This window comes from Aminiphilus circumscriptus DSM 16581, assembly GCF_000526375.1.
Classification (GTDB): domain Bacteria; phylum Synergistota; class Synergistia; order Synergistales; family Aminiphilaceae; genus Aminiphilus; species Aminiphilus circumscriptus.
The window spans coordinates 133,522-156,751 of record NZ_JAFY01000007.1; the positions used below are offsets into that span (position 1 = coordinate 133,522).

Genomic DNA, 23,230 nt, shown 5'->3' on the forward strand with positions numbered 1-23,230 from the left:
TCCCGAGGAGGTGAGGAGACGTGGTGCCTGAAGTACTTTCCCAGAGCGAAATCGATGCGCTGCTCAGCGCACTGAGCAGTGGCAGTGTCGATCTGGAGGCCATATCCGAGAGTGCCCGGGAAGACAAGATCAAACTCTACGATTTCCGGCGTCCGGACAAGTTCAGCAAAGACCAGCTCCGGGCCATTCAAATGATTCACGAATCCTTCGCACGACAGGTCACCACGACTCTGTCCACCATGGTGCGCGCCATGGTCTCCGCCGAGGTGGTCTCGGTGGATCAGCTCGCCTACGATGAATTCGTCCGTTCTCTCGTGCAGCCCACCACCATCGCCGTCCTGGAGATGTACCCCCTTACGGGAAACGCGGTGATGGAGCTCAATCCTCACCTGGTCTTCAGTATCATCGATCGCATGTTGGGCGGCAAGGGGGAACCTCTCCGGAAGGCCCGGGAACTGACGGACATCGAGCGGACCGTGGTCGAGAGGGTGCTTCTCCGCATGTTGGAACTGCTGGAAGAGAGCTGGAGCACCGTCGTGGACGTGCGTTTCCGTTTCGACAGCATGGAGAGCAACCCCTTTTTCGTGCAGATCTGCCCCGGGACGGACATGGTGCTTCTCGTGACACTCAAGGTTCAGGTAGGCGAGACGGAGGGGATGATCAACCTCTGCGTGCCCTACATCGTCATGGAGCCCATGGTGGACAAGCTGAGTTCCCAACACTGGTTCGCCAGTACGGGACGGAAGGACATTCAGGGCGTTCGGGAGATCCTGAAGAACCGGTTGAACGCCGTTGTGGTGCCCGTGGCGCTGGAACTCGGACATACCATTTTGAGCCTTCAGGATATCATGCAGCTTCAGGAGGGAGACGTGATCCGCCTGGATGGAACGAGGGGCGATCCTCTCGGGGTCCGGGTGGGCAATCGTGTCAAATTCTACGCTTCTCCGGGAACCGTCGACGGCGCCTACGCCGCGAAGATCACAGAAGTGCTTTCCGGCGAGGCCCAGAGAGAGGAGGAGTAGACCGTGGTGGACGAACTCCTGAGTCAAGATGAAATCGATGCGTTGCTGAGCGGTGCCCCAGCTGTTTCCGCGGATGCTGCAGGCGGCGACCTCAGCCCAGAGGATCAGGACGTGCTCGGCGAGGTGGCGGGCATCTTCGCCAATGCGGCGGGTAACGTGGTTGGCATGCTCGCCGGTCGCGGCGTCGCGGCTTCCGTCGCGGGGATGGAAACGTTCCCGCAGCGGGAGATGCCGGAAAGAGTCGACGGAACGGGTCGCGTGTTTCTGTACACCCTCGCCTGCGACGGGTTGGAGAACGCTCCTGCGGCGATCGTGCTCTCCGAACGGGGGGCCATGTCCCTTGCGGATCTCATGATGGGAGGCGACGGAAAAGAACTTCCCGCCGAGGCGAACGATCTCTACCTGAGCGCGTCCCAGGAGGGACTCAGTCAGGTGATCGGCTCGGCCTTCACGAATGTGAGCGGCCTGTTGAAGGGGCAGCGCCTTGTTCCTTCCGGAGCCTCCGGCGTGCTGAAGGAAGGCAGTTGGCTTCCCTTTGAGGGAAGGGGCACAGAGGAAATGGTCTGGGGTGTCAAGACCGCTGTAGACGTGAGCGACGTCGGTGCCTTCGACCTGTGGTTGGTGCTTCCCGTTTCCGTGGCGCAGCTTCTGGCGAAACGCATTCAGGAGGCGCTCGCGCCCCCCGCTCCGGAACCGTCGCGTACGGTTTCTCAGCCTCAGGCTGCAGCACCTCAGCCTTCGCGACCTGCGGCGACGGTTTCGTCGTCGCCGATCGGCGCACCTCTTCCTCCCCGCGGCATTCCCGTGACGCCCCAGGTGGATGTGCGTCCGGCGGAATTCATGCCTCTGCAGCAGGATCTGGGGGCTGGGGTTCCTGGGAATCTGGAACTCATTCTTGACATTCCCGTTCGTGTTACCGTCGAATTGGGGAGAACGAGGAAAACGATCGGCGAAGTGCTCAACATGACTCCCGGATCCGTGGTAGAATTGGAAAAGATGGCCGGAGAGCCGGTGGATGTTCTCGTAAACGGAAAGTTGATGGCGAGAGGCGAAGTGGTCGTCATCGACGAGAGTTTCGGTATCCGCATTACCGAGATCGTCAGTCGTGCGGAACGCATCCGGTCCATGGGCATTTAGTCTGCGGACTACCTTGCGGGGAGGGAGAATCGCCAATGGGTGCGAAGGTATTGATTGTGGACGACGCGGCGTTCATGCGGATGATGCTCAAGGATATTCTCGTGAAGAACGGCTTCGAAGTCGTTGGAGAGGCCGAGAATGGAAAAGTCGCGGTGGAGAAGTTCAACGAAGTCAAGCCGGATGTGGTGACCATGGATATCACCATGCCCGAGATGGACGGAATCACGGCGGTGAAGGAGATCAAGAAGGCCCATCCCGGAGCGAAAGTCGTCATGGTCAGCGCCATGGGACAACAGGCGATGGTCATCGAGGCGATTCAGGCGGGAGCGGCGGACTTCATCGTCAAACCCTTTCAGCCGGACCGGGTTCTGGAGGCGTTGAGCAAGGCCATCTCCTGAGGAACATGTCCACTTTTTCCGGCATGCGAACACGGTGCGTGAAGCGAGGTCAGTCCCTTTCAAAAGGCCTCGCTGTTGTTTTTTTCCTGGCGACGCCGGTTTTTGCCGATGAGAGAGCCGAGGCCGACCTGACAGGGTATCTGCTCCGCATAGGTTTGGCGTTGGGACTGTTGGCCCTTTGCGGATATCTTCTTGTCCGTTTCGCGCCCAGGACAATTCTGCGAAAAACTGCGGGAATGGAAATTCTGGCCATATTGCCCCTGGGGCGGGATGTCGTCCGGGTGTTTGCCTGCGGTCCCGAGGTGATCGCCGTTCTCAGCTCGAAGAGCGGAAGTGTCGTCGTGGGCCGATGGAGCAGAGAGGAGTGGGAGAACTCGTGTGTCGGAAAGGATCAACTTCGACCCTGACCTGGAGGATGTTCGTGACGGGGGCATTTCTCCTCGTCCTTGCCGTGGGAGCGGCCTGGGCGGAGCCGCCTTTGCCGGACATGCCCATTCCCACGCTCCAGTTGGGCATTCGAGGTGCGGAATCACCCCAGGACGTGGTGCTCTCCCTGCAGATTCTCGCCCTTCTCACTGTTCTGAGCCTGGCTCCGGCCATTGTCCTCATGCTCACGAGCTTCACGCGCATCCTTGTAGTGTTGGGGTTCGTGCGGAATGCCCTCGGCCTCCAGCAAATGCCGCCGAACCAGGTCATCGTCACGCTCGCGCTCTTTCTCACCCTTTTCACCATGTCGCCCGTGTGGCAACGCATCTTCGACACGTCGCTCTCTCCCTACATGGACGGACGCATGTCGGCGAGGGAGGCCATGCAGGGCGTCGTGACGCCTCTTCGGGATTTCATGCTCCGCCAGACGAGAGAGCAGGAGCTGTCCCTCATGGTTTCCATGGCGGAGTTGCCCCGCCCGAACAATGCCGATGATGTTCCCCTCCGCGTCCTCATTCCCGCGTTCATTCTGAGTGAACTCAAGACGGCGTTTCAGATGGGAGTGGTCGTTTTCGTTCCCTTCGTCGTGGTGGACATGATCGTGGCGAGCGTTCTCATGGCCATGGGGATGATCATGCTTCCCCCCATGCTCATATCACTTCCCTTCAAAGTACTTCTTTTCGTCCTCGCCGACGGGTGGAACCTGGTCATCGCGAGTCTCGTGACGAGTTTCCGCTGAGACGGGAAAGGAGAAGGGCCGTGGAGATTCTCAACATGTACGATACGCTGCAGCAGGCGGTATGGGTGACGCTCACGTCGGCCCTTCCGATCCTTCTCGTCGCCATGGGGATCGGACTTGTGATCGGTATTCTCCAGACCGCCACATCCATTCAGGAGCAGACACTGGTCTTCATTCCCAAGATCATCGCGGTGCTCGTCAGCATTGTCTTCTTCGGTCCCCTGATCTTCGGAAAGGTGGGGGACATGGCGAAGTTCCTGCTGGGGAACCTGCATCGGTTCGTTCAATGATCTTCGCGGAGCCGCAGCTTCTTCTGCTGGGACTGTATTTTTTCGTGAGCCTCCGCTTTCTGGGGGTTCTCACCGTGGCGCCTGCCTTCGCCGCGTCGGCCTTTCCCGTTCAGGTCCGGCTGTGGCTCGCCTTTCTGCTCGCGCTCTTCGCCCTTCCCGCCGCATTGGAACTCCCCTCCCCGGAGCCGATACTCACCATAGGCGGCCTTGTGACGGCCTCCACACGGGAATACCTTCTCGGTGCGGCGCTGGGCTTTTTCGGAAGCCTTCCGCTCTATGCGCTGCAGATGGCGGGGCGTATCGTGGGGATGCAGATGAGCTTCGGCATGGCGAACGTGCTGGACCCTTTTTCCGAGGTCCAGGTCTCCGTGGTGGAGCAGTTCAAGTTTCTCGCGGGGCTCTGGTTCTTCTTTCATTGGAACGGACACCTGCTGCTCGTGCGCGCCGCCGGAGAAAGCCTGCGCCTTGCTCCTCTCGGTGTCCCGTCCCTCGCGTTTCCGCTGGACCCTGGGCTAGGGCTCTGGATGCAGCAGGCGCTTGTTCTCGCCATGCGCATGGTTCTGCCCTTCTTCGGGGCACTGCTTCTGGCCGACGTGGGATTGGGCTTCGTGGCGAGGACCGTGCCGCAGATGAACATTTTCGTTCTCGGGCTGCCGCTGAAGGTGGCACTCGGATTCTTTCTGCTCATGGTGGTGCTTCCCATGTCCATCGATCTCATCCACGGAGAGGTGGAGCGCGTGGTGGAGACCGCTCTGGGAATACTCCAGGTCTGGCGGTAGGACCCCGGCGCATGCGGACGTTTCGCCTGCAGCTTTTTGCCGAAGAGCGAACCGAGCCGGCGACGCCCAGAAAGCGGCAGAAGACCCGCGAAGAAGGGCAGGTCGCCCGCAGCCAGGATCTGGGTGCGGCGGTGGTCATCCTCGTGGGGCTTCTGGCGGTGTTCGCTTTCTCGCTCTGGTGGGTCACCTCCCTGAAAGGATTTTTCGTGGAGACCTGGCGGTTCATGTCGGGAGAGCAGATCGGCCGGGAAGGATGGGTACAGGCACTCGCCAGGGATTTCCTCAAGGTCTTTTTGCTCACGTGGTTGCCCTTCGGGTTGCTCTGCGGGCTTGCCGGGGCAGCCACGGCGATTTACCAGGTTGGGCTTTTTCTCTTTGTCAAACCGTTGATCCCGAAGCTGAGTCGCCTGAACCCCATCTCGGGCCTGAAGAAGATCGTCTCGCTCCGCTCTCTCGTGGAGCTTGCCAAGGGCATTCTCAAGGCGCTGCTCCTGGGGCTGGTGCTCTATCTCGCCCTGAGGAAGGAACTGGAGAGCATCGCTTTGGCGATGAAGTTCCCCTACCTTCAGGGACTGAATGTGGTGACGGAGAAGATCTGGTGGCTCGCGCTGCGCATGGCCCTTTTATTGTTTGTCATCGCCGCTTTTGACTACGCGTACCAGAAGTGGGACTTCGAGAAGTCCATCCGGATGAGCAAGAAGGAGATCAAGGACGAATACAAGCAGATGGAAGGGGATCCCAAGGTCAAGCAGCGTATACGCCAGAGACAACGGGAGCTGGCCCGGCGACGTATGATGGCACAGGTTCCGAAGGCGGATGTGGTCATCACGAACCCAACGACGCTCGCCGTGGCCATCCAGTACGAGCGGCAGGTGATGGATGCGCCCTGTGTGGTCGCCAAGGGCAAAGGCGTTCTGGCGAGGCGTATTCGGGAAATTGCCCAGGAACACAGCATCCCTATCGTCGAAAACCGTGTTTTGGCACGTGCTCTTTTCGAAGCGACGGACGTTGGGGAGATCATTCCGGAAACTCTCTACAAGGGCGTTGCGGAAGTACTGGCCTTTGTTTATAAACTGAAGGCGAAAAAAGAAAGGAATCTCTGAATAAGGCTGTGTCAGCCCCGCAGGGCGCCCCGCAGAGCCTGATGCGACCCGAGTCAAGGGAAAGCGAAAGGTCTTTATTCAGAGCTTCCGAAAGGAAACTCTGAAAAAGAAGAGACAATCCCCTGGATGAAGCTGTCAGCAGTGCTCCTGTTTCCGCACTCTCCGAAAAAGTGCCGTAAGGAATCCACGGGAGACTGGCGAAAACAGAAAGGAGAACGAATAGCGGGGCACGGATACAGAAGAGGCGATACCAATCCGACAAACGGGAGTTGCGGGCCATGGCGAATGTTTCCGAACAGGAAGCGGGACTCAAGACGATGCTGAAATACGCGGATATAGGAATGGCGCTCCTCGTCGTGCTCATTGTGGGCATGATGATCATTCCGCTTCCGACGGCGCTGCTGGACATCCTTCTTTCCATGAACATCACCTTCGGTGTGGTGATTCTTCTCACCACGTTCTACGTCAAGAGGGCGCTGGAGATCGCCGCCTTTCCCACCATTCTTCTCATGGCGACCCTCTTCCGTCTCGCGCTGAACGTGTCCACCACGCGGCTCATCCTTCTCCAGGGCTACGCGGGGGAAGTGATCTCCGCCTTCGGAAACTTCGTGGTGGGGGGCAACTATGTTGTGGGCGGCGTCGTTTTTCTCATCCTCGTCATCATCCAGTTCATCGTCATCACCAAGGGCGCGGAACGGGTGGCCGAGGTGGCGGCGCGTTTCACCCTGGACGCCATGCCGGGCAAGCAGATGGCCATCGATGCAGATCTCAACGCAGGGCTCATCGAGGAGGGAGAGGCCCGGAAGCGCCGGGCGGAGATCCAGCGTGAAGCCGATTTCTACGGGGCGATGGATGGTGCCTCCAAGTTCGTGAAAGGAGACGCCATCGCGGGACTCATCATCACCGTGATCAACATCCTCGGCGGGTTGGGCATCGGCGTCTTCCAACGGGGAATGGACACGGCGCAGGCTCTCGGCACCTACAGCCTCCTTACCGTCGGAGACGGACTGGTCGCCCAGATTCCTTCGCTTTTGCTCTCCACCGCCACGGGCATCATTGTCACCCGGGCCGCGGGAGAATCCAATCTCGGCCAGGATATTGTAGCCACGCTCACCCGCTACCACCGCCCCCTCTGGATCGGTTCCGCCATGCTGCTCGGACTTGCCGTCATCCCCGGGCTCCCCACGATTCCCTTCGCGTTTCTGGGAATCGCTTTGGCGTTTCTGGGGTACCGGATTTACCGGGAGGATCTGGTGCAGGCCGAAACAGCGGGAAAACCCTCTCCCCGCAGAGGAGGGCGAGGGGCTCCGGGGGGACCCGCCCCTGAGGGGAGCGAAAAGGCGGGACCCGCTCCGGGACCCGAGAACGTTCTGCCTCTGCTGACGGTGGACCCCATGGAAGTGGAGATAGGCTACGCCCTGATCCCTCTGGTGGATCCCGCTCAGGGCGGCGACATGCTGGAGCGGATCGGCACGATTCGGCGGCAGATGGCCATGGATCTGGGGCTCGTGGTGCCCCCCATCCGCATACGGGACAACATCCAGCTTAAACCCACGGAATACCTCATTCTCGTCAAGGGGGGCGAGGTTGGGCGGGGTGAACTGCTTCCCGATCACTACCTCGCCATGAATACCGGAGGCAGCGAAGAGACGCTCGTGGGTGTTCCTACCACGGAACCCGCCTTCGGTCTTCCCGCCGTGTGGATCACGCCGGAGCTGCGGGATCAGGCGGAGATGGCGGGATACACGGTGGTTGACGCGCCTTCCGTGTTGGCCACCCACATTTCCGAGAGCATCAAGCGCTTCGGGGCGGATCTGCTCACACGACAGGAAGTGCAGAAGCTCGTCGATCTCGTCAAAGGATCCCATCCCGCCGCGGTGGAGGAGCTTTTGGGTGCCCTCGGGCTGGGCGAGATTCAAAAAGTGTTGCAGAACCTCATCCGGGAACAGATCCCCATTCGAGACCTGGTGAGCATTTTCGAAGCTCTTGCGGATTTCGGAAGAATCTCCCGGAGCGTGGATTTCCTCACCGAGAGGGTCCGGGAGTCCCTTGCCCGGGTCATTACCCTCAGGCTCCAGGACCGGGAGGGAACGCTCACGGTGGGGACTCTTTCTCCCCGGTGGGAAAAGCGGGTGAAGGAGTCCATTCACGGGGACCTCGTGCAGGGATGGAACCTTGCCATGAATCCTCAGGAAATGCAGCAGCTCATCACCGCCGTTTCCCGTTTCGCGGAACAGCAGGCTCTTTCCGGGCACGTTCCGGTGTTGCTCGTGCATCCCGAAGTACGGCTTGTGGTTCGGAGAATTCTTGAGGGAACCTTATCGCAGGTAGCTGTGGTATCCTATAATGAAGTGGCTCAGGGGGTGCAATTGAAATCCGTGGGGATGGTGGAGTAGGTGCGCTTGATACGGCAAATCGTCTATGATGCCAAGGATGATGCGGAAGCCCTCGCCATCGCACGCGAACGGCTCGGACGGGATGCGGTCATCCTTTCCACCCGTACCGTGAAGCGGGGAGGTTTCCTCGGGCTCTTCCGAAAGAAGATGCTCTCGGTCACCGCCGGCCTCTTCGAGGACGAGCGGACGGACCCCTCCGCGTCGGAGGACGCCAAGGAGCGGATCTTGGCTTTCCAGCGACTTCTCGAAGTGAAACAGGCCGTGAAGGGAACGCTCGCCAGGGAATCCCAGGGAAATGTGGCTTCCGCTCCGGCGGATCCCTTTGTGCCCTCCGAGGTGACGCACTTTGCAGGCGTTGCGAACGAAAATGTTCGCCTGGACCTGTCTGCCCAGGCAAGGACGCTTGCCGCCGCTACCTATGGCCCGGCCTCCAGGGGAGCGGAGCCTCTTGTGCGCCCCCCCATGTCCCCGGAGGCGGTTCCTTCCGAGGATCCCGATCTCCGAAGACAGGTGGAGGCGATCCACGCGTCCCTGCAGACGGTGCTGTCCCGACTTGAAGAGCGGCGCGAAAGCCGTGCACCCCTCCCGGGCGGCGAAGAGGAGGGAGACGAGAATGCCCGGCTCCTCGCGAATATGGATGTGGATATCCAACATGCCCGGACGCTCGCCCGGACCTTCAGAAAAGAAGGAGCCGGCAAGTCCTTCGCGGCGTGGCTGGAGAAACGGATTCCCGTGGTAGGGTCGGATCCTCTCACGGCCATGTTGGGAAAGAAGGTCATGTTCATCGGTCCTACGGGGGTGGGAAAGACGACCTCCATCGCCAAGCTCGCCGCCATCCATTCCCTCTGGGAGAAAAAGCGTGTGCTTCTTCTGACGGCGGATACCTACCGCATCGCGGCGGTGGAGCAATTGCGCACCTACGCCCGCATTCTCGGTATTCCCATAGAGGTTGTCTACGAACCGGAGGAAATTCCGTCGCTGTTGCAGAAACATGAAGAGATGGATCTCATCCTCATGGACACGGCGGGGCGAAGTCAGCGGGATGGCAAGCGTCTCGATGAACTCTGCGGCCTTTACGAATCCTATCGTCCCGAGGCGGTACACCTCGTCATGTCCGCGAACATGAAGTACGGAGATATGCTGGACGTGATCGACCGGATGGGTGTGGTTCCCGTTTCCTGCCTCCTCTTCACGAAACTCGACGAAACGCTGACCTACGGAAATCTGATGAATGCCGTTCTCGACTTCGACCGCCCCATTTCTTTCGTCACCACGGGACAGAATGTACCCAACGACATCGAGGTCGCGCAACCGGAGCGGATCGCAAGGCTCCTCGTCGGAGGTGATCGTGTTGGTCGCTAAACAGATGCCGCCTCTTTCGGGAGGTTCCCCCCGCATGGAACAGGTACGACGGGAAACGGCGGGAGGTCTTCTCCTTCAGGAGGGGGCGAGCGGAAATCCGCCTCTCCGGGGAGAGCTTCTCGATCAGGCGACGGAATTACGTTCTCTCGTCTCCGGCCAGTTGAACGGCGCATCCCGAGGCAGGGGAATGCGCACCATCGCCGTCCTCAGCGGCAAGGGAGGCGTCGGAAAAACCAATATTTCCGTGAACCTCGCGCTTGCCATGAACAGCATGGGGATTCGGGTGGCCATTCTCGACGCGGATCTCGGTCTCGCCAATGTGGACATTCTCTTCGGCATGATGCCCAAGTATAATCTCAGTCATGTCATCAGGGGGATGCGGGAGCTGGAGGATGTCATCGTCACCGTGAAGGACGACGTGCTCATCATTCCCGGAGGTGCCGGCGTGCAGGAGCTCGCCGACCTCGATCAGACGCGGCAGTTGGCGCTCATCGACAAACTGAACGGCCTGGAGGGGCGTGTCGATGTTCTTCTCGTGGATACCAGCGCGGGCATTCACCGGAACATTCTCTCCTTCGCCCTCGCGTCGGACACGACGGTGCTTTTGACCACGCCCGAGCCGACGGCGATCCGGGATGCCTACGGTGTCCTCAAATCCCTGGCACTGAACGCCGCCGGCAGCCTCGACGTGAATCTCCTCGTGAACATGGCCATGTCCGAGGAAGAGGCGGCCGCCGTGGCGGAACGCATCCAGATGGCGGCCAATCAGTTCCTGAGTATCCCCATTCCCTATGTGGGTTATATTCCCTGGGACAAGAAAGTGCGGGAGGCGGTACAGTTGAGACAACCTTTCTTCGAAGCGTTTCCGACCTGCAAGGCTTCCCTGTCCCTGGCGGGAATCGCGGGGCGCCTCGCACGTGTCGAAACGGCTGTCCGAGATTCCGAAGAAGGACGCCAGGGGCGCGGTGTCAAGGCATTTCTCTTCCGTTTGACCCGTCGCCTCGGATTGAGAGAGTAGCGTGAGCGATGCGGGAAACGGTCTGGCGGAACTCCTTGCACTGCTGAAAAGCCGTGTTGGGTGCAGAGCGGACATCCGGATCGGTGCGGGGCTCTACAAGGGACATTACGCGTCGCTTCTCGAACATGTGGAAGAGGACGGCTCGATAGGCCTCGCCCACCCTCTCCGAAAAGGAGGGTTGTTGCCGGTTTATCGGGATCTTGTCTTCTCCGTCTACTTCGAACACGAGCGCGCTCCTCTCCTTGTCAGGGCCGTTGCGTTGCGGAGCGATTTGAGCCAATCGTTGCCGATTCTCTGGGCACGGTGTTTCGGGGATTTCGAAAGGGTGCAGCGACGGCGGTTCCTGCGCGTTTCCTGTCTCCTGAGGACGTCCTTTTTCAACCTCGACAGGGAGGAAGCGTCTCCTCTGCGGGAAATATGGCGGCAGGGCAAGATCCTTGACGTGAGTCTCGGCGGTGCGAGGTTGCAGTACGTCGGAGAACATGCTATCACAAAAGATGAACATTGTGTCTTCATGCTTCCTCTTCCGGAGGGAATGTTCCACATGATCGGGAAGGTCGTGTGGCTGCCTCCGTCCAAGGAGCCTGGGCAGCACGAAATGGGTGTCGAATTCGATTTCCTGCCACGCCTGGTGGAGAAGCATCTGCGGGAGTTCATTCGTCAGCAGGAGTTGGTCAAACGGTGAAAAAAACATGAGCGAACGGCGGATACGCGTACTTGTCGTCGATGATTCGGCTTTCATGCGCAAGGTGATCGGAGACCTTCTCGCGGCGGATTCCCGCATCGAGGTAGTGGGGCGTGCCAGGGACGGAAGGGATGCCCTCGAGCAGGTCCGGAAACTCACGCCACACGTCGTCACTCTCGATGTGGAGATGCCCCGCATGGATGGCCTGCAATTTCTCGAGGAACTCATGCGCATGCGTCCGACTCCTGTGGTGATGGTGAGCAGCCTCACGCAACAGGGCGCCGATGTGACCATGAGGGCGTTGTCCGCGGGAGCGGTGGATTTCGTCACGAAACCCTCGGGAACGATCTCGTTGGATATGCACAAAGTGGCGGCGGAACTCTGTCAAAAGGTTATCGGGGCGAGCGAGGCGAATCTGGGTACGCTTGTTCGAAAAACGCCGGTCGTTTCCAGAAGGGAGAAGGAGATTTTTCAGGAACCCATCTCTTCCCGGTCTCGGTCGCCTCAGATCGTGGCCGTCGCTTCCTCGACGGGAGGCCCCAGGGCGATTCAGGAAATTCTTCCGCAACTTCCGGCGACATTTCCGATCCCCCTGGTGATTGTGCAGCACATGCCGGAGGGATTTACCGCCTCGTTCGCGCAAAGGCTCAACGACCTGAGTCCTCTTCGGGTCATGGAAGCATACGATGGCCTTCGTCTCGAAGGAGGGTGCGCCGTCATCGCTCCCGGAGGAAAGCACTTGTTGTTGGAGGGAGCGCCGGGTCAGGCGGTGTGTCGGCTCTCCGACGGACCTCCGGTGAAATCCGTGAAGCCTGCGGCGGATCTGTTGTTCCTGAGCGTTGCGGATGTTTTCGGCGGAGCGTCTATCGGAGTCGTGCTCACGGGAATGGGACGGGACGGATCGGATGGTGCCAGGGCGATGTACGGCAAGGGAGCGACGATTCTGGCCGAATCCCCGGAAACGTGTGTTGTCTACGGAATGCCTCGTGCGGTGGCTGAAGCGGGCATCGTCCACCGGCAATTGCCACTCTATCAAATTGCCGGTGCGCTGAAGGAAATGGTGAGGGAATGATCCGCAAATTCTTTCCGGGTGGAGGACGATGGCGATGACGAACATGGACATGAGTCAGTATCTGGGGGCCTTTCTCGACGAATCGACGGAGAATCTCCAGAATCTCAACGACCTTCTTCTTTCGCTGGAAAAATCACGCAGCGACGATGGGTGTGTGAACGAGATATTCCGGATCGCGCATACGCTCAAGGGCATGTCCTCCACCATGGGGTTCGAGGTCATGGCTCATCTGACGCATGCCATGGAGGACATGCTCGATTTGGTCCGGAAGGGGCAATTCGCGCTGCGCGACGAGGATATTTCCATCCTCTTCAAATGTCTGGACGCCCTCACCGCCATGGTGGAGGCCATTCGTGGAGGAGGTGACGACCACACCCCCGAGGGCGAATCTCTTCCCAAGGCTCTTCACGCCAGGATTTCCGCTGCACAAGCAAGCGGGAAAGCCGCACGGGGAAGGGAAGAGGAGAAGCGTGCCGTTATGAGCGACCAGGAGCGGGAATGGATTCTCGAGGCCAAGGAGCAGGGAATGGATGTTTTCGAAATCCGGGTTGCACTGGATCCCTCGTGCATGCTCAAGGCGGCCAGGGCTTACATGGTTGTCTCCCGGGCCGGTGAACTCGGCGAGATCATCAGAACGGTTCCTCCCGTGGAGGAGTTGGAGAAGGAGGCTTTCGACGAGGCGTTCATTCTCTGCATGGCCACGCATGAACTTCCTGACAAAGTGCAGCAGGCCCTCTCGAACATCAGCGAGGTGAGGACGGTGGAGATGACCAGGCTGGAAGGGCACCAGGCGTTGGAAACCGCGTCGGATTCTCGAAACCTCCTGGAGCCGGTGCGGAGCGAGGATGCGGAGGGCGGGCCGGAAGAGCGCGATCCCGTGGCGGAAACGGCGAGGGCTCAGGCGACGGAGGCGGTGAAGAGGACGGGGAGAACTGTTCGGGTGGATATCGGACGTCTCGACAAGCTCATGAACCTGGTGGGGGAGCTTGTCATCGGTCGTGCCCGCATCGAGCGCCTGGCCATGGAGGCGAAACTCAAGGCCTTCGAGGAACCGCTTTCGCAATTGGGGCGCATTTCCGGGGAGATTCAGGAACTGGTGACCAAACTGCGCATGGTCCCCGTTTCCTTCGTCTTCGATCGCTTTCCCCGGCTCGTGCGGGATCTGTCAAAAAACATGGGCAAGGAAGTGCGTCTCACCATAGAAGGCAAGGAGACCGAACTCGACCGGACGGTTATTGACGAGATCGGCGATCCCATGGTGCACCTCATCCGAAACTGTTTGGACCACGGCATTGAGCGTCCCGAGGACCGGAAGCGCATGGGTAAGCCTCGGGAGGGCGAAATCTACATCGCCGCTTATCAGGAAGGCAACGGAGTCATCATTGAGGTCCGTGACGACGGGAAGGGTATCGACCCGGCGAAGATCCGCGCCAAGGCCCTCGAAAAAGGAATCATCAACCGCGACGAAGCCCAGAGCATGACCGACGAGGAGCTTATCCGCCTCGTGCTTCTGCCGGGTTTCAGCACCGCCGAGGAAGTGACGGACCTTTCCGGTCGCGGTGTCGGCATGGATGCGGTGAAGAGCAAGGTGGAGTCCCTTGGGGGGCAGTTCCAGATCGAGAGCAAGGTCGGAGAGGGAACGAGGGTTCTCATCCGCCTTCCTCTTACTCTGGCCATCGTTCTCGCCCTGTTGATCCGCGTCGGGAACGAAACCTACGCCATCTCCCTGGAAAACGTGGAGGAGACGCTTCTGGTGAACAAGGACGACATCAAGTACGTGCACGGAACTCCCGTGACCAACGTGCGGGGTGAGATCCTTTCACTGAAGGATCTCGCGGGTATCCTCGGAACGGAAGTGAACCGCGAGGCCATCGAGGAACATCCCGTGGTGGTGGTCCGGTCTGGGCGGACCCGGATCGGTTTCATCGTGGACGAACTCGTGGGGCAGCAGGAAATCGTCATCAAGCCCCTCGGAAAGCTCCTGGCAAAGGTACGGGGAATGGCCGGAGCGACGATCCTGGGCGACGGCAACGTGGCTCTCATCCTCGACGTGGCATCCCTGCACGGTCGTTGAGCGGGAGAATCCCCATGGAGTGGGAAGAACTCGAACTCTCCACACTGCAGCTCGACGCGATTCGGGAGGTGGGGAACATCGGAGCGGGGAACGCCGCCACCGCGCTTTCCCAGCTCCTGGGGAGAACGGTGGACATGGAGGTACCCGTGGCGGACCTCGTGTCGATTTACGATATTCCCTTCCGGTACGGGTCTCCGGAATCCCAGGTCTGTGCGATACTCATCCGGGCGGAGGGGGATTTCTCCTGCAATCTGATCTTCGTCATGGAAGAGGCGGAAGCACAGGGACTTGCGGACCTGTTGCTCTCCATGGACATCAGCGGCATGGATCCTGACGTGCAGATACAGATGCGGGACAGCGCCCTCTCCGAGGTAGGAAATATCATTCTCGGTGCTTTTCTGAACGCCATTTCCATGATGACCGGCTACGTCCTTCCGGCCTCGGTGCCTTCGGTGGCGCACGACATGCTCGGGGCCATCATGGATGTGGTGGCTTCCATCTTCGGTGTCATGGGAGAGACTGCCGTCATCGTGAAGACGACGCTTCAAGTGATGGATGTGCAGCAGGAAATCCGAGGTAACGTCATCATGGTGCCGGATCCGGGAGCGCTCGCCGTGCTCCTGGAGAAGCTGGGGGTGTATTGAGAATGGCTCAGACCATTCACGTCGGTATGGCGGACCTTGTCGCCGTCAAACATCCCTCTGTGCTCGTGACGTTGGGACTTGGATCCTGCATCGGTCTCGTCATCTTCGACTCGAAGAACAAGGTGGCGGGAATGGCGCACATCATGCTTCCCGACAGCAGGGAGAGTAAAAGCGTTCCGAAGCCGGGCAAGTTCGCCGATACGGCGGTCCCGAAACTGCTGCAGGAATTGCTTTCCCTCGGCGCTCTCCCGACGAATCTTCAGGCGAAGATCGCCGGAGGGGCTCAGATGTTCTCCGTTCCAGGAAAGGAATCGGGACTTCTTGCCGTGGGTGCGCGAAACATTGAGGCAACGAAAAAATGCCTTGAACAGCACAGGATCCCTCTCATTGCCGAGGACACTGGAGGAAACAAGGGACGCAGCATCGAGTTCGCGGTACCTCAATGGACATTGACCGTCAAGGTTCTCGGCACCGGCACGAAAGAAATCTGAATGAAATCGACGATTCGAGGCGATAGCCAGGAGGACCCGTGGTATGGTCGATGCGGAAAGAAACATCACGCCCGCCCACAACAGCGAAGACGCAGCTGCCGCTGCCGCATTTTCACCGGTTGATACGGAGGCAGAGGGCGCTTTCCCCGCAGAGAGCCCTATGGTCGCCCCGGGTTCGAACGCCCGGGAAGGAGGAAGCATCTCTTTCGAGGAACTGGCGCGTCTGCTGCACTGTTCTCCCGAGGACGTCCAGGCGACTGCGGCCACATTGGACAAAGATCCGGACAAGGCGAGGGAGATGCTCAAGTCCCTCGCGCCAGCCTACCTCGCCGTCAAGGGGCGTTTCGAGGCGAGGCGTCGTGGCGAGGTGAACGGCGGTTTTTGCATCGTCGCGGACGGGCATTCGGGAACGCTTGTGGACAGCGTCGTCTGGGTGGGAACCTATGAACTTCCTCAGGGATTTACCGCCAGGGCGAGTTGGGAGTCGGTCCGGGCGGCCCTCACCGGCATTTCCGCATTTCCTGATCGCCTGATGTACCGCAAGATCCAGTCCATTCTCGAGCCACTTCTCACTCCTACGGCGATGAACGTTCTCTTTCAGTCCTCCGATGCCATGGCGACCTTTGTCACGAGGCTGAAAGAATCCTTGAGCGACCAGTTTCGGATGGAATTCATCGTGGACGTTCACATGGAGCGTTTCAATCGGCTTCGCCTCGACATGTCTTCTCTGGGAAAAAAACAGGAAGAACGGAAAGAGGAACCGAAGGAGAGTTCACCACCCAAAGAAAGCCGATCCGGCATTGAAGAGATCAAGATCTTCTGTGCTCCCGTTCTCGATCCGGTGCGAGGCAAGCCCGTCTCGGCGCTTCGCGTCGGAGATGTGGTGGAAGTCTCTTTCGAACAGGCCCAGGGATTGGGGCGTTTCATCGGGCGCCTCATCTCCCGGAGTGGTCTCGTTCCTGCGTTCGCCGTGGAGGAAGTACGTCCTCTTCCCACGGGAGACATCTCGGTTCGTCTGAGCATCTCCGAGGGAATCGTGGGAGCCATGAAACTCTCCCCCACGTATCGCATACGTCTTCACAGTTCGAAGTACAATGTCTTTCGTCGTTCCATCCTCTCGTTAAAGCTCTTCATCCAAGTGGGACTCTTCATCGCCGCGGTGCTTCTTCTGCTCTTCGGCGTGTATTGGTTTTTCTTCCTGGAATAGGTGGCTTTTTTCATGACACAGGAACAACAGCGGACTGACGCGCATCTTTGGAAAGAATACAGGGAGACGCCGACACCTTCCTTGCGGGAGGCCATCGTCGCAAGATATCTTCCCTTGGTGCGTTTTGTCGCGGGACGCATGGCGGTGACGCCGCCGCCAGGGCTTGACTACGAGGATATCTACAGTTTCGGAATCCTTGGGCTTCTCGACGCCATCGACCGATTCGATCTGTCGAGAGGATTTTCTTTCCAAACCTTTGCCGTTCCGAGAATTCGCGGCGCCATTCTGGACGAACTGCGGAAATACGACTGGATCTCCAGGACGGGACGCGAAAAGCTCCAGAAGCTCGAAAGGGCGACGGAAAAACTTCTCCAGGCGCATGGTCGTGCGGAGGATCGTCTTCTCATGAGAGAACTTGGCATGGATGATGCGGCGTACAGGGAACTCCTGGATGTGGCGAGCAGGAGTTATGTGGTCTCCCTTGACGAAGTCGTTCCCATGGAGGATGGTGATGTGGAAAGAGGAGCCTCTCTTCCCGATGACTCCTTGTCCGCACAGACATTGCTGGAACAGGCGGACGAACTCCAAATGGTGGTGGGTGCCCTGGAAAAACTTCCCGAACGGGAGCGTCTGCTTCTGTCGTTGTATTATGGGGATGGTTTGACTCTCAAGGAGATCGGGGCTGTTCTGGGGGTGACGGAGTCCAGGGTTTCCCAGCTTCACGGCAAGGCGCTGGCGTATCTTCGCGGCATTCTCGCGACATTCTGAGGAGGGATGAACGTGGAAACACGTCCATATCGATTGAAAATGGCTTCCGACGGAGTGTACCTTCTGATTGAACCGTCGGCGGAAGTTGCGCTTGCGGACGTGATCGCGTTCATTCGTTCCAGGGAGATCGAGGAGTACGACGGCGATGCAATTTTGCGCGCCGTGAATGAAAAATCCGGTGAACCGGTCCGCATTGCCGACCGGCGCCCGGAACTGGACAAGGCGGCACAAGTGGGAGTGCGCATCTCCGAAGATGCCCTCACGGCGGAGATCAGAATCCTTCCGCCTCTGGGCAAGCCTTGGCCTACGGTGGAGGAGCTGAAGGCGACGCTCAAGGAGTACGGCGTCGTTCACGGAATCAGGGAAGATGTTTTGCAACGCCTCGTTTCCTCCAGAATCGACGGCAAGTGGACCGAAGTCGCCACGGGTACCGCGCCGGTGGAGGGAAAGGATGCGGAGTTCGTCTACAAGGTGGAGCTGCACGGTGCGAAGCCCAAAGAGATCGACGACAATCGGGTGGACATGAAGGAACTTGGCACGGTGGTCAACGTGGTGAAGGGGCAGGAGCTTCTCGAGAAGATTTCTCCCGTCCCCCAGAAGGACGGGCAGAGTGTTCTGGGGAAACTCATCAAGGCCCGCCAAGTGAAGGACAAGAACATCCCTTCGGGGACGAACACGTATCTTTCCGAGGACGGCCTGCATCTTTTTGCTGGAATCGACGGACATGTGACGATACGGGACAACAAGTTCACCGTGCTTCCTGTTTTTGAGGTTCACGGTGATGTGGATTACAGCACGGGGAACATTCAATTTGTCGGAGATGTATACGTGAAGGGCACCGTTCGGGAAGGATTCGAGGTGACCGCGGGAGGCAATATTGTCGTGGGCGGCGTTGTGGAAGGAGCCTTTCTCACCGCCGAGGGAAACATCACCATCCGGGGCGGTGTGCGGGGCATGAACCGTGGCAAGATTCAGGCGAAGGGGAATATCGAAGCCGGATATATCGATCAGAGCTGGATTCGCAGCGCTCAGGACATCAGCGTGAATGAGGCCATCATGCACAGCGATGTGGGAGCCCGGGGTGTCGTGGATGTCATGGGAGGCAAGAAGGGGCTCATCGTAGGCGGCAAGATCCAGGCGGGGCAGGAAGTACGATGTGAAATCCTCGGCAGCGAGATGGGGACCCGAACGGAAGTCGTGGTGGGGCTTCCCCCGGAAATGCTTGAGGAGAGAACGCTTCTTCAGGGAAGCGTGAAGGAATTGGATGCCAAACTCCAGGAGATCCTTTCCAACGTGTCCTATCTCAAGAAGGTCGAATCCCTGGGCAAGCTGGATGACGCGAAGCGACAGATCCTTCTGAAGCTTACGAGAGCTCAGTTTCAACTCCAGGCCCAATTCAAGATCGCCAAGGAAAAACTGGCCGCCCTGGAATCCCAGATGGACAAGACCAAGGCGGAAGGGCGTGTCCTTGTACATAAAATCGTTTATCCCGGTGTTTCCGTGACAATCCGGGGATTGACCTATCTGGTACGGGAGACCATGCAGTTCATCGCCTTCTCCTTCATTGACGGAGAGGTGAAGGCGCGCCCCTACAACTGACGTGACGAAAGGTAGGGGGTGAAGACCGGATGATTCGACCTCTCGATGCGGTGTCGTCCATCTGGAAGACGGAACAACAGGCGCAAAGCGCCAAAGATCCCGGGTCTGCGCCCTTGCAGAACCAGCAGAAAGCGGAGATCGTCTCCGAAGCCGAGGCCAGGGATAACCAGGTGATGGAGAGCGACGAAAGCGGTACGGATGACAAAGTGAAGTCCCGCAAGGAAGGACGGAGCGGTGGGGGATCCGGAAAAAAGGGCGGAAATCCCCGAAATTCCCGGAGTGGAGCAGAAGAGGAGGAGACGCCTCGAGGAGGGCGGGACGGTCTCGACTTCTACGCATGAGGTCTTGACGACGGATCGAGGCACCGGGAAATCGAAAGGGGATGTGCTTGTGGCGAAGCCCGTGGATGTCGTTCTGGGATATGTGCTTGTCGAAGAGGATGGCGGTAGTTTCCGCGGTGCCGTGCTGCTTACCGACCACCGAGGCATTCCGAGGGATTTCCGCTACACGGATCCCATTTCCCCTTCTCGAGTGGAGAAAGTACTGTACGGAGGTGCTCTCGACGTCTATCTCAAAGAGGAAGTGATCCTTGGAAGCCTCCTCGGTGCAGTGGAGCTTCGTCCGGCCCTGTGGTTCTGTCGTGACCGGGAGCTGTTGCGCTCTTTCCGCAGCAGAGTTTCCTCACCCGTTCTCGTTCTCCAGGAAAGCCCCCACGCGCCTCTGGATCATGTGGGTGAGGTGCTTCCCCAGGGAGAGGGATCAGTTTTTCTCGTGCAGGCGTCACCGCTTGCCGCGCCTCTTCGGGTGGAGCTGCTCAAGGAGGATGGGGCGAGGATACAGGATATGGCGTTGACTCTCCAGCAGATCACGGAGACGATGGATCCTCTGGAACCTTTCTCCCGGATGAGAAAGGCCCTTCAGATCGTTGGAGAAGGACAGGAAGACGCGTGAACCAGGGAGAGAGAGGGTATCTTCTCGAAACGCTGAAACGCCTTTTCATGGGACGGATTGCCGTGCGCCGCTTCCCTGTCTCTTCGGGGCGCTCTCCGGAGATCCGAAACATCTTGAGGATGCCTGCGTTGCGGGGTGGAATTCCCGCCGACAGGGTCGTGATCTCCCAGTGTTTTCGCTGGAGAAACAAGGCTGTCAAGACTCCGCACGGAGTCGTTTTTTCTGGACGGCCAGAAATCAGGGCGATTCCATTTTCGGCCCTCAATGCCGACGTTCGGATCGTGCCTATGACCGGTCTGACTGTTTCAACCCGGAACGGCGATGCTTTACTCGGTTCGATTCCCCACTACAGAGCGAACCAACTCGCGTTTTTTCGAGAGAAGCCCGTCTTCGAGGGCGCTAGCGTGCTTGCCCTGTTTACGCCTATAATCAAGGAAGGTGTAGTGCGGAGTGCCCTCGACAAAGGATCGGGGTGCCTCTGTGTCTGGATGAACCCGAGGACGAACGCGGAACAGCCATTTCACCTTCTTCTTGTACGGCGCCTTTCAGGGCCGCCATCCGTATCCTGGGTGTGGCTTCCTGTCTCTCGCCGGGAGAACTCTGGGGGTGGTTCTTCGATATCCTGAGATAGGTGGCGATACGAAGAATTCGTATATGGTGGCTTCGCGCCTGGGGAAGCCGGAAGAGTTTGTGACATTCTCAATCGAGGATACGGAGGGGCAGGAACGCGCATGGCAGAGGAAAAGAGCACCGATGTCGTCGCTGTGAACGTAGGCGATGAAGTGGCGGGCGCCGTGGAGCACATCGCTCCCTATGGCGCTTTCGTCAGACTGGGAACGGGACAGAAGGCGATGATTCATATTTCGGAACTCTCCCACGGCTTTGTGAAGAAAGTGGAGGATGTTCTGGAACTTGGGCAGAACATTCGGGCCAAGGTTATCAAGATCGACGAGCGGGGGCGTATCGATCTCTCCCTCAAGGCGATGCAGCCGAAAGAGGCTCGCCCACAGCCCAAGACGGAGGATTTCGAGAAACGCCTTTCTCAGTTCCTCAAGCAGAGCGACGAAAAAATCGCAGATCTCAACAGCAAGATGAAAAACCCGAAAGGTACCAAGAAACGGGTTGGGAAAAAATGAGTCCATCACTGGCAGTAACCGGAGGCGGGTTTTTGAGAGTGGGGGGCGGTTGCCCCCCTCTTTTTTTCGAAAGGCTTCTTCCCGGGGATGTGGAGTGTTTGCGAAGGCAGATGCAGGACCGTCGTTTCAATGTCGAGACGGTGTTCGCACTCTCGCGGCGCTGCGCCTGGGGGGCGCCTCTGGTGGCGCTCTGTCTTCCTTTTCGGGGTGCCGCTCCCTTTCCCACAACCTTCTGGCTTACCTGTCCCTCTTTGCGCGATCGCTGTTCCCGGGAGGAATCACGCCAGGGTGTCCCCGCCCTTGAGGCTTTTCTCCGCAGACGGTATCCCCGGTGGGTTGCCTACCATCTCCGTTCCTCCCTGATTCGATTGGCGTTCCTTTCCGAAGGGGCGCGCCGTTTTGCCTCGATCCATAGACGTGCTGCCTTGGCTTCTCTCCGGAAAGGGGGCGTAGGCGGAACGCGCCTGGGAAGCGCTCCAACGGTGAAATGCCTGCATCTCCAGGTGGCTTCGTGGCTCGGTCTCGGTGAGCATCCGGGAGAGGCGTGGCTCCGCGAGCGTTTTTCCCCCGTGAGCTGCCTCTTCCCCGCTCGTTTCTCCTGCCTGGGTGAAAAACATTATGGATGATATGGAACGCTTCGCCGCAGTGGATGTGGGATCCAATTCCGTCCGGTCCCTCGTCGTCGATGTGCGCCACGAGCGTATGGTCCGTGTGGACTCCAGCACACACATTACCCGTCTTGCCGAAGGACTTCGGGGCGAGAAGGCGGTTGTTTCTCCGGAGGTGCTCGAACGGACGCTCCGGGAGGTTCGAACGCTGAAAAAACGTCTCGATGCAATGGACGTTTCCAGGTCGCGGCGTTTTTTCTTTGCCACCGAAGGATTGCGTGCCGCCACCAATGCGGGAGAAATTCGGGAGCGGCTCGAAGACAGCTTCGACGTACCGCTGCGCATCCTCTCAGGTGCGGAAGAAGGACGGTACAGTTTTCTCGGGGCGAAGACCGCTTTCCCGGATGCCTCACTCGTGTTCGACCTTGGAGGTGGAAGTCTGGAGATCGCCGATTCCCGGAAGGCACTTTCCCTTCCTCTCGGTGTGGTGCGCCTCACCAATCAATTCGGGGAGAATCACTCTCGAATGAAGGCTCACGTGTGGAGTGCTCTCGATATTCTTGATTCCATCTCTGGTTTCTCAAGGATTTCCTGTCCGGCAGGCATCGGCGGGACCTCCTCCACGCTGTGCATGATTCTCCGGAAGATCCCCGTTGCCGCCTATGCTCCGAAAATGCTTCACGGTCATCGTGTTCCCTTTGGGGATGTCGTTGCCCTGCGGAAACACTACGCGAACATGAGCCAGGAAGAGCGACGGGCCATGATCGGGATGGATCCCGGACGGGCGCCGGTTTTTGCTGCGGGACTTCTTGTGCTCGAGACGCTCCTGGAACGGTGGAGGCAGCCCGCCTACGTGCACAGCGAGGGGGATCTGCTCTGGGGCATTCTCGTCGAAGTCTCGAGAGCCGCCGGATACGCCGCTCGGGTGGTTGTTTTCTAGATTTGGCGATGTCCCGGAGTAGGTGGACGTGCGAAAGGACATGCGTATAGTCGCTGATCGTCCGAGGAGAAATGCCGTTGAGCCGCTTTTCCGTCAGAAGCAGTTCCAGAAGCCAAGGCACAGACAATTCCTGCTTTTTCGAGGCGAAGAACCGTCGTAAGGAATCTCTGAATAAGGCTGCGTCAGCCCCGCAGGGCGCCTCGCAGAGGCTGATGCGACCCGAGTCAAGGGAAAGGAAAGGCCTTTATTCAGAGCTTCCGTAAGTCTTCCCGATTCCCTCCTTTTCCCGGAGAGGCGAAAAGTGCGCCCTCCGACAGCCTGTCGGACTTCATCTTTTGCCTCTTGCCACGTTGCCGGGGCTCTTTGTGAAATGTGCGCGATGCTT

The 23,230-nt window shown here is 59.0% G+C and carries 24 protein-coding genes; all 24 read left to right on the forward strand.

Annotation, left to right across the window (positions count from 1 at the left end; translation table 11 throughout):
* Positions 1–20: 20 nt before the first annotated feature.
* The 24 genes from fliM (at position 21) to K349_RS0111395 (ending at position 22,845) form a co-directional block, all read left to right on the forward strand.
* Positions 21–1,022 (forward strand): flagellar motor switch protein FliM, encoded by a 1,002-nt coding sequence (fliM, locus tag K349_RS0111275; RefSeq protein WP_029165887.1) that lies wholly within the window; start codon positions 21–23, stop codon positions 1,020–1,022.
* A 3-nt stretch (positions 1,023–1,025) separates the two neighbouring features.
* The gene (gene fliY / locus K349_RS0111280; protein WP_029165888.1) at positions 1,026–2,159 is read left to right on the forward strand and encodes a flagellar motor switch phosphatase FliY; all 1,134 of its coding nucleotides are present in this window, start codon (positions 1,026–1,028) and stop codon (positions 2,157–2,159) included.
* Between the two features lie 35 nt (positions 2,160–2,194).
* The gene (locus tag K349_RS0111285) at positions 2,195–2,557 is read left to right on the forward strand and encodes a response regulator (protein ID WP_029165889.1); all 363 of its coding nucleotides are present in this window, start codon (positions 2,195–2,197) and stop codon (positions 2,555–2,557) included.
* Positions 2,558–2,595: 38 nt separating this feature from the next.
* Positions 2,596–2,964 (forward strand): hypothetical protein, encoded by a 369-nt coding sequence (locus tag K349_RS0111290; protein ID WP_157367383.1) that lies wholly within the window; start codon positions 2,596–2,598, stop codon positions 2,962–2,964.
* An 8-nt stretch (positions 2,965–2,972) separates the two neighbouring features.
* Positions 2,973–3,722 carry a flagellar type III secretion system pore protein FliP gene (gene fliP, locus K349_RS0111295; RefSeq protein ID WP_029165891.1) on the forward strand — a complete coding sequence of 250 codons (750 nt, stop codon included), beginning with the start codon at positions 2,973–2,975 and terminating at the stop codon, positions 3,720–3,722.
* Positions 3,723–3,742: 20 nt separating this feature from the next.
* Positions 3,743–4,012 (forward strand): flagellar biosynthetic protein FliQ, encoded by a 270-nt coding sequence (locus K349_RS0111300; protein ID WP_029165892.1) that lies wholly within the window; start codon positions 3,743–3,745, stop codon positions 4,010–4,012.
* A gap of 44 nt (positions 4,013–4,056) precedes the next feature.
* Positions 4,057–4,791, forward strand: coding sequence for a flagellar biosynthetic protein FliR (locus K349_RS0111305; protein ID WP_245588046.1), 735 nt, complete (start codon positions 4,057–4,059; stop codon positions 4,789–4,791).
* Between the two features lie 11 nt (positions 4,792–4,802).
* Positions 4,803–5,894 (forward strand): flagellar biosynthesis protein FlhB, encoded by a 1,092-nt coding sequence (gene flhB / locus K349_RS0111310; RefSeq protein ID WP_034265702.1) that lies wholly within the window; start codon positions 4,803–4,805, stop codon positions 5,892–5,894.
* A gap of 278 nt (positions 5,895–6,172) precedes the next feature.
* A complete protein-coding gene (gene flhA / locus K349_RS0111315; protein WP_029165895.1) occupies positions 6,173–8,290 on the forward strand; it encodes a flagellar biosynthesis protein FlhA in 2,118 nt (705 codons plus the stop codon).
* The gene (gene flhF, locus K349_RS0111320) at positions 8,291–9,652 is read left to right on the forward strand and encodes a flagellar biosynthesis GTPase FlhF (protein WP_029165896.1); all 1,362 of its coding nucleotides are present in this window, start codon (positions 8,291–8,293) and stop codon (positions 9,650–9,652) included.
* 34 nt (positions 9,653–9,686) lie between these two features.
* The gene (locus K349_RS0111325) at positions 9,687–10,670 is read left to right on the forward strand and encodes a MinD/ParA family protein (RefSeq protein ID WP_084460443.1); all 984 of its coding nucleotides are present in this window, start codon (positions 9,687–9,689) and stop codon (positions 10,668–10,670) included.
* 1 nt (position 10,671) lies between these two features.
* Positions 10,672–11,355: a flagellar brake protein gene (locus K349_RS0111330; RefSeq protein WP_029165898.1), complete on the forward strand. Its 684-nt coding sequence runs from the start codon at positions 10,672–10,674 to the stop codon at positions 11,353–11,355.
* 7 nt (positions 11,356–11,362) lie between these two features.
* On the forward strand, positions 11,363–12,427 hold the full coding sequence (locus tag K349_RS0111335) for a protein-glutamate methylesterase/protein-glutamine glutaminase (RefSeq protein ID WP_029165899.1): 1,065 nt from the start codon (positions 11,363–11,365) through the stop codon (positions 12,425–12,427).
* A gap of 34 nt (positions 12,428–12,461) precedes the next feature.
* Positions 12,462–14,501: a chemotaxis protein CheA gene (locus tag K349_RS0111340; RefSeq protein WP_051464353.1), complete on the forward strand. Its 2,040-nt coding sequence runs from the start codon at positions 12,462–12,464 to the stop codon at positions 14,499–14,501.
* 14 nt (positions 14,502–14,515) lie between these two features.
* Positions 14,516–15,145, forward strand: a complete 630-nt coding sequence (locus K349_RS0111345) for a chemotaxis protein CheC (protein ID WP_029165901.1) — start codon at positions 14,516–14,518, stop codon at positions 15,143–15,145.
* A 2-nt stretch (positions 15,146–15,147) separates the two neighbouring features.
* Positions 15,148–15,636 carry a chemotaxis protein CheD gene (locus tag K349_RS0111350; protein ID WP_029165902.1) on the forward strand — a complete coding sequence of 163 codons (489 nt, stop codon included), beginning with the start codon at positions 15,148–15,150 and terminating at the stop codon, positions 15,634–15,636.
* Positions 15,637–15,679: 43 nt separating this feature from the next.
* Positions 15,680–16,843, forward strand: a complete 1,164-nt coding sequence (locus tag K349_RS0111355) for a hypothetical protein (protein ID WP_029165903.1) — start codon at positions 15,680–15,682, stop codon at positions 16,841–16,843.
* A 12-nt stretch (positions 16,844–16,855) separates the two neighbouring features.
* Positions 16,856–17,611 (forward strand): sigma-70 family RNA polymerase sigma factor, encoded by a 756-nt coding sequence (locus tag K349_RS0111360; RefSeq protein WP_029165904.1) that lies wholly within the window; start codon positions 16,856–16,858, stop codon positions 17,609–17,611.
* A 6-nt stretch (positions 17,612–17,617) separates the two neighbouring features.
* A complete protein-coding gene (locus tag K349_RS0111365) occupies positions 17,618–19,210 on the forward strand; it encodes a DUF342 domain-containing protein (protein WP_051464355.1) in 1,593 nt (530 codons plus the stop codon).
* Positions 19,211–19,239: 29 nt separating this feature from the next.
* Positions 19,240–19,551, forward strand: coding sequence for a hypothetical protein (locus K349_RS0111370; protein WP_029165906.1), 312 nt, complete (start codon positions 19,240–19,242; stop codon positions 19,549–19,551).
* Between the two features lie 49 nt (positions 19,552–19,600).
* Positions 19,601–20,161 (forward strand): hypothetical protein, encoded by a 561-nt coding sequence (locus K349_RS0111375; protein WP_034265911.1) that lies wholly within the window; start codon positions 19,601–19,603, stop codon positions 20,159–20,161.
* A gap of 731 nt (positions 20,162–20,892) precedes the next feature.
* On the forward strand, positions 20,893–21,297 hold the full coding sequence (locus K349_RS0111385) for a S1 RNA-binding domain-containing protein (protein ID WP_029165909.1): 405 nt from the start codon (positions 20,893–20,895) through the stop codon (positions 21,295–21,297).
* A gap of 98 nt (positions 21,298–21,395) precedes the next feature.
* Positions 21,396–21,923 carry a DUF501 domain-containing protein gene (locus K349_RS0111390; RefSeq protein WP_169731349.1) on the forward strand — a complete coding sequence of 176 codons (528 nt, stop codon included), beginning with the start codon at positions 21,396–21,398 and terminating at the stop codon, positions 21,921–21,923.
* Positions 21,916–22,845, forward strand: a complete 930-nt coding sequence (locus K349_RS0111395) for a Ppx/GppA phosphatase family protein (RefSeq protein ID WP_029165911.1) — start codon at positions 21,916–21,918, stop codon at positions 22,843–22,845. The genes K349_RS0111390 and K349_RS0111395 overlap by 8 nt, the downstream gene beginning before the upstream one ends.
* Positions 22,846–23,230 lie beyond the last annotated feature (385 nt).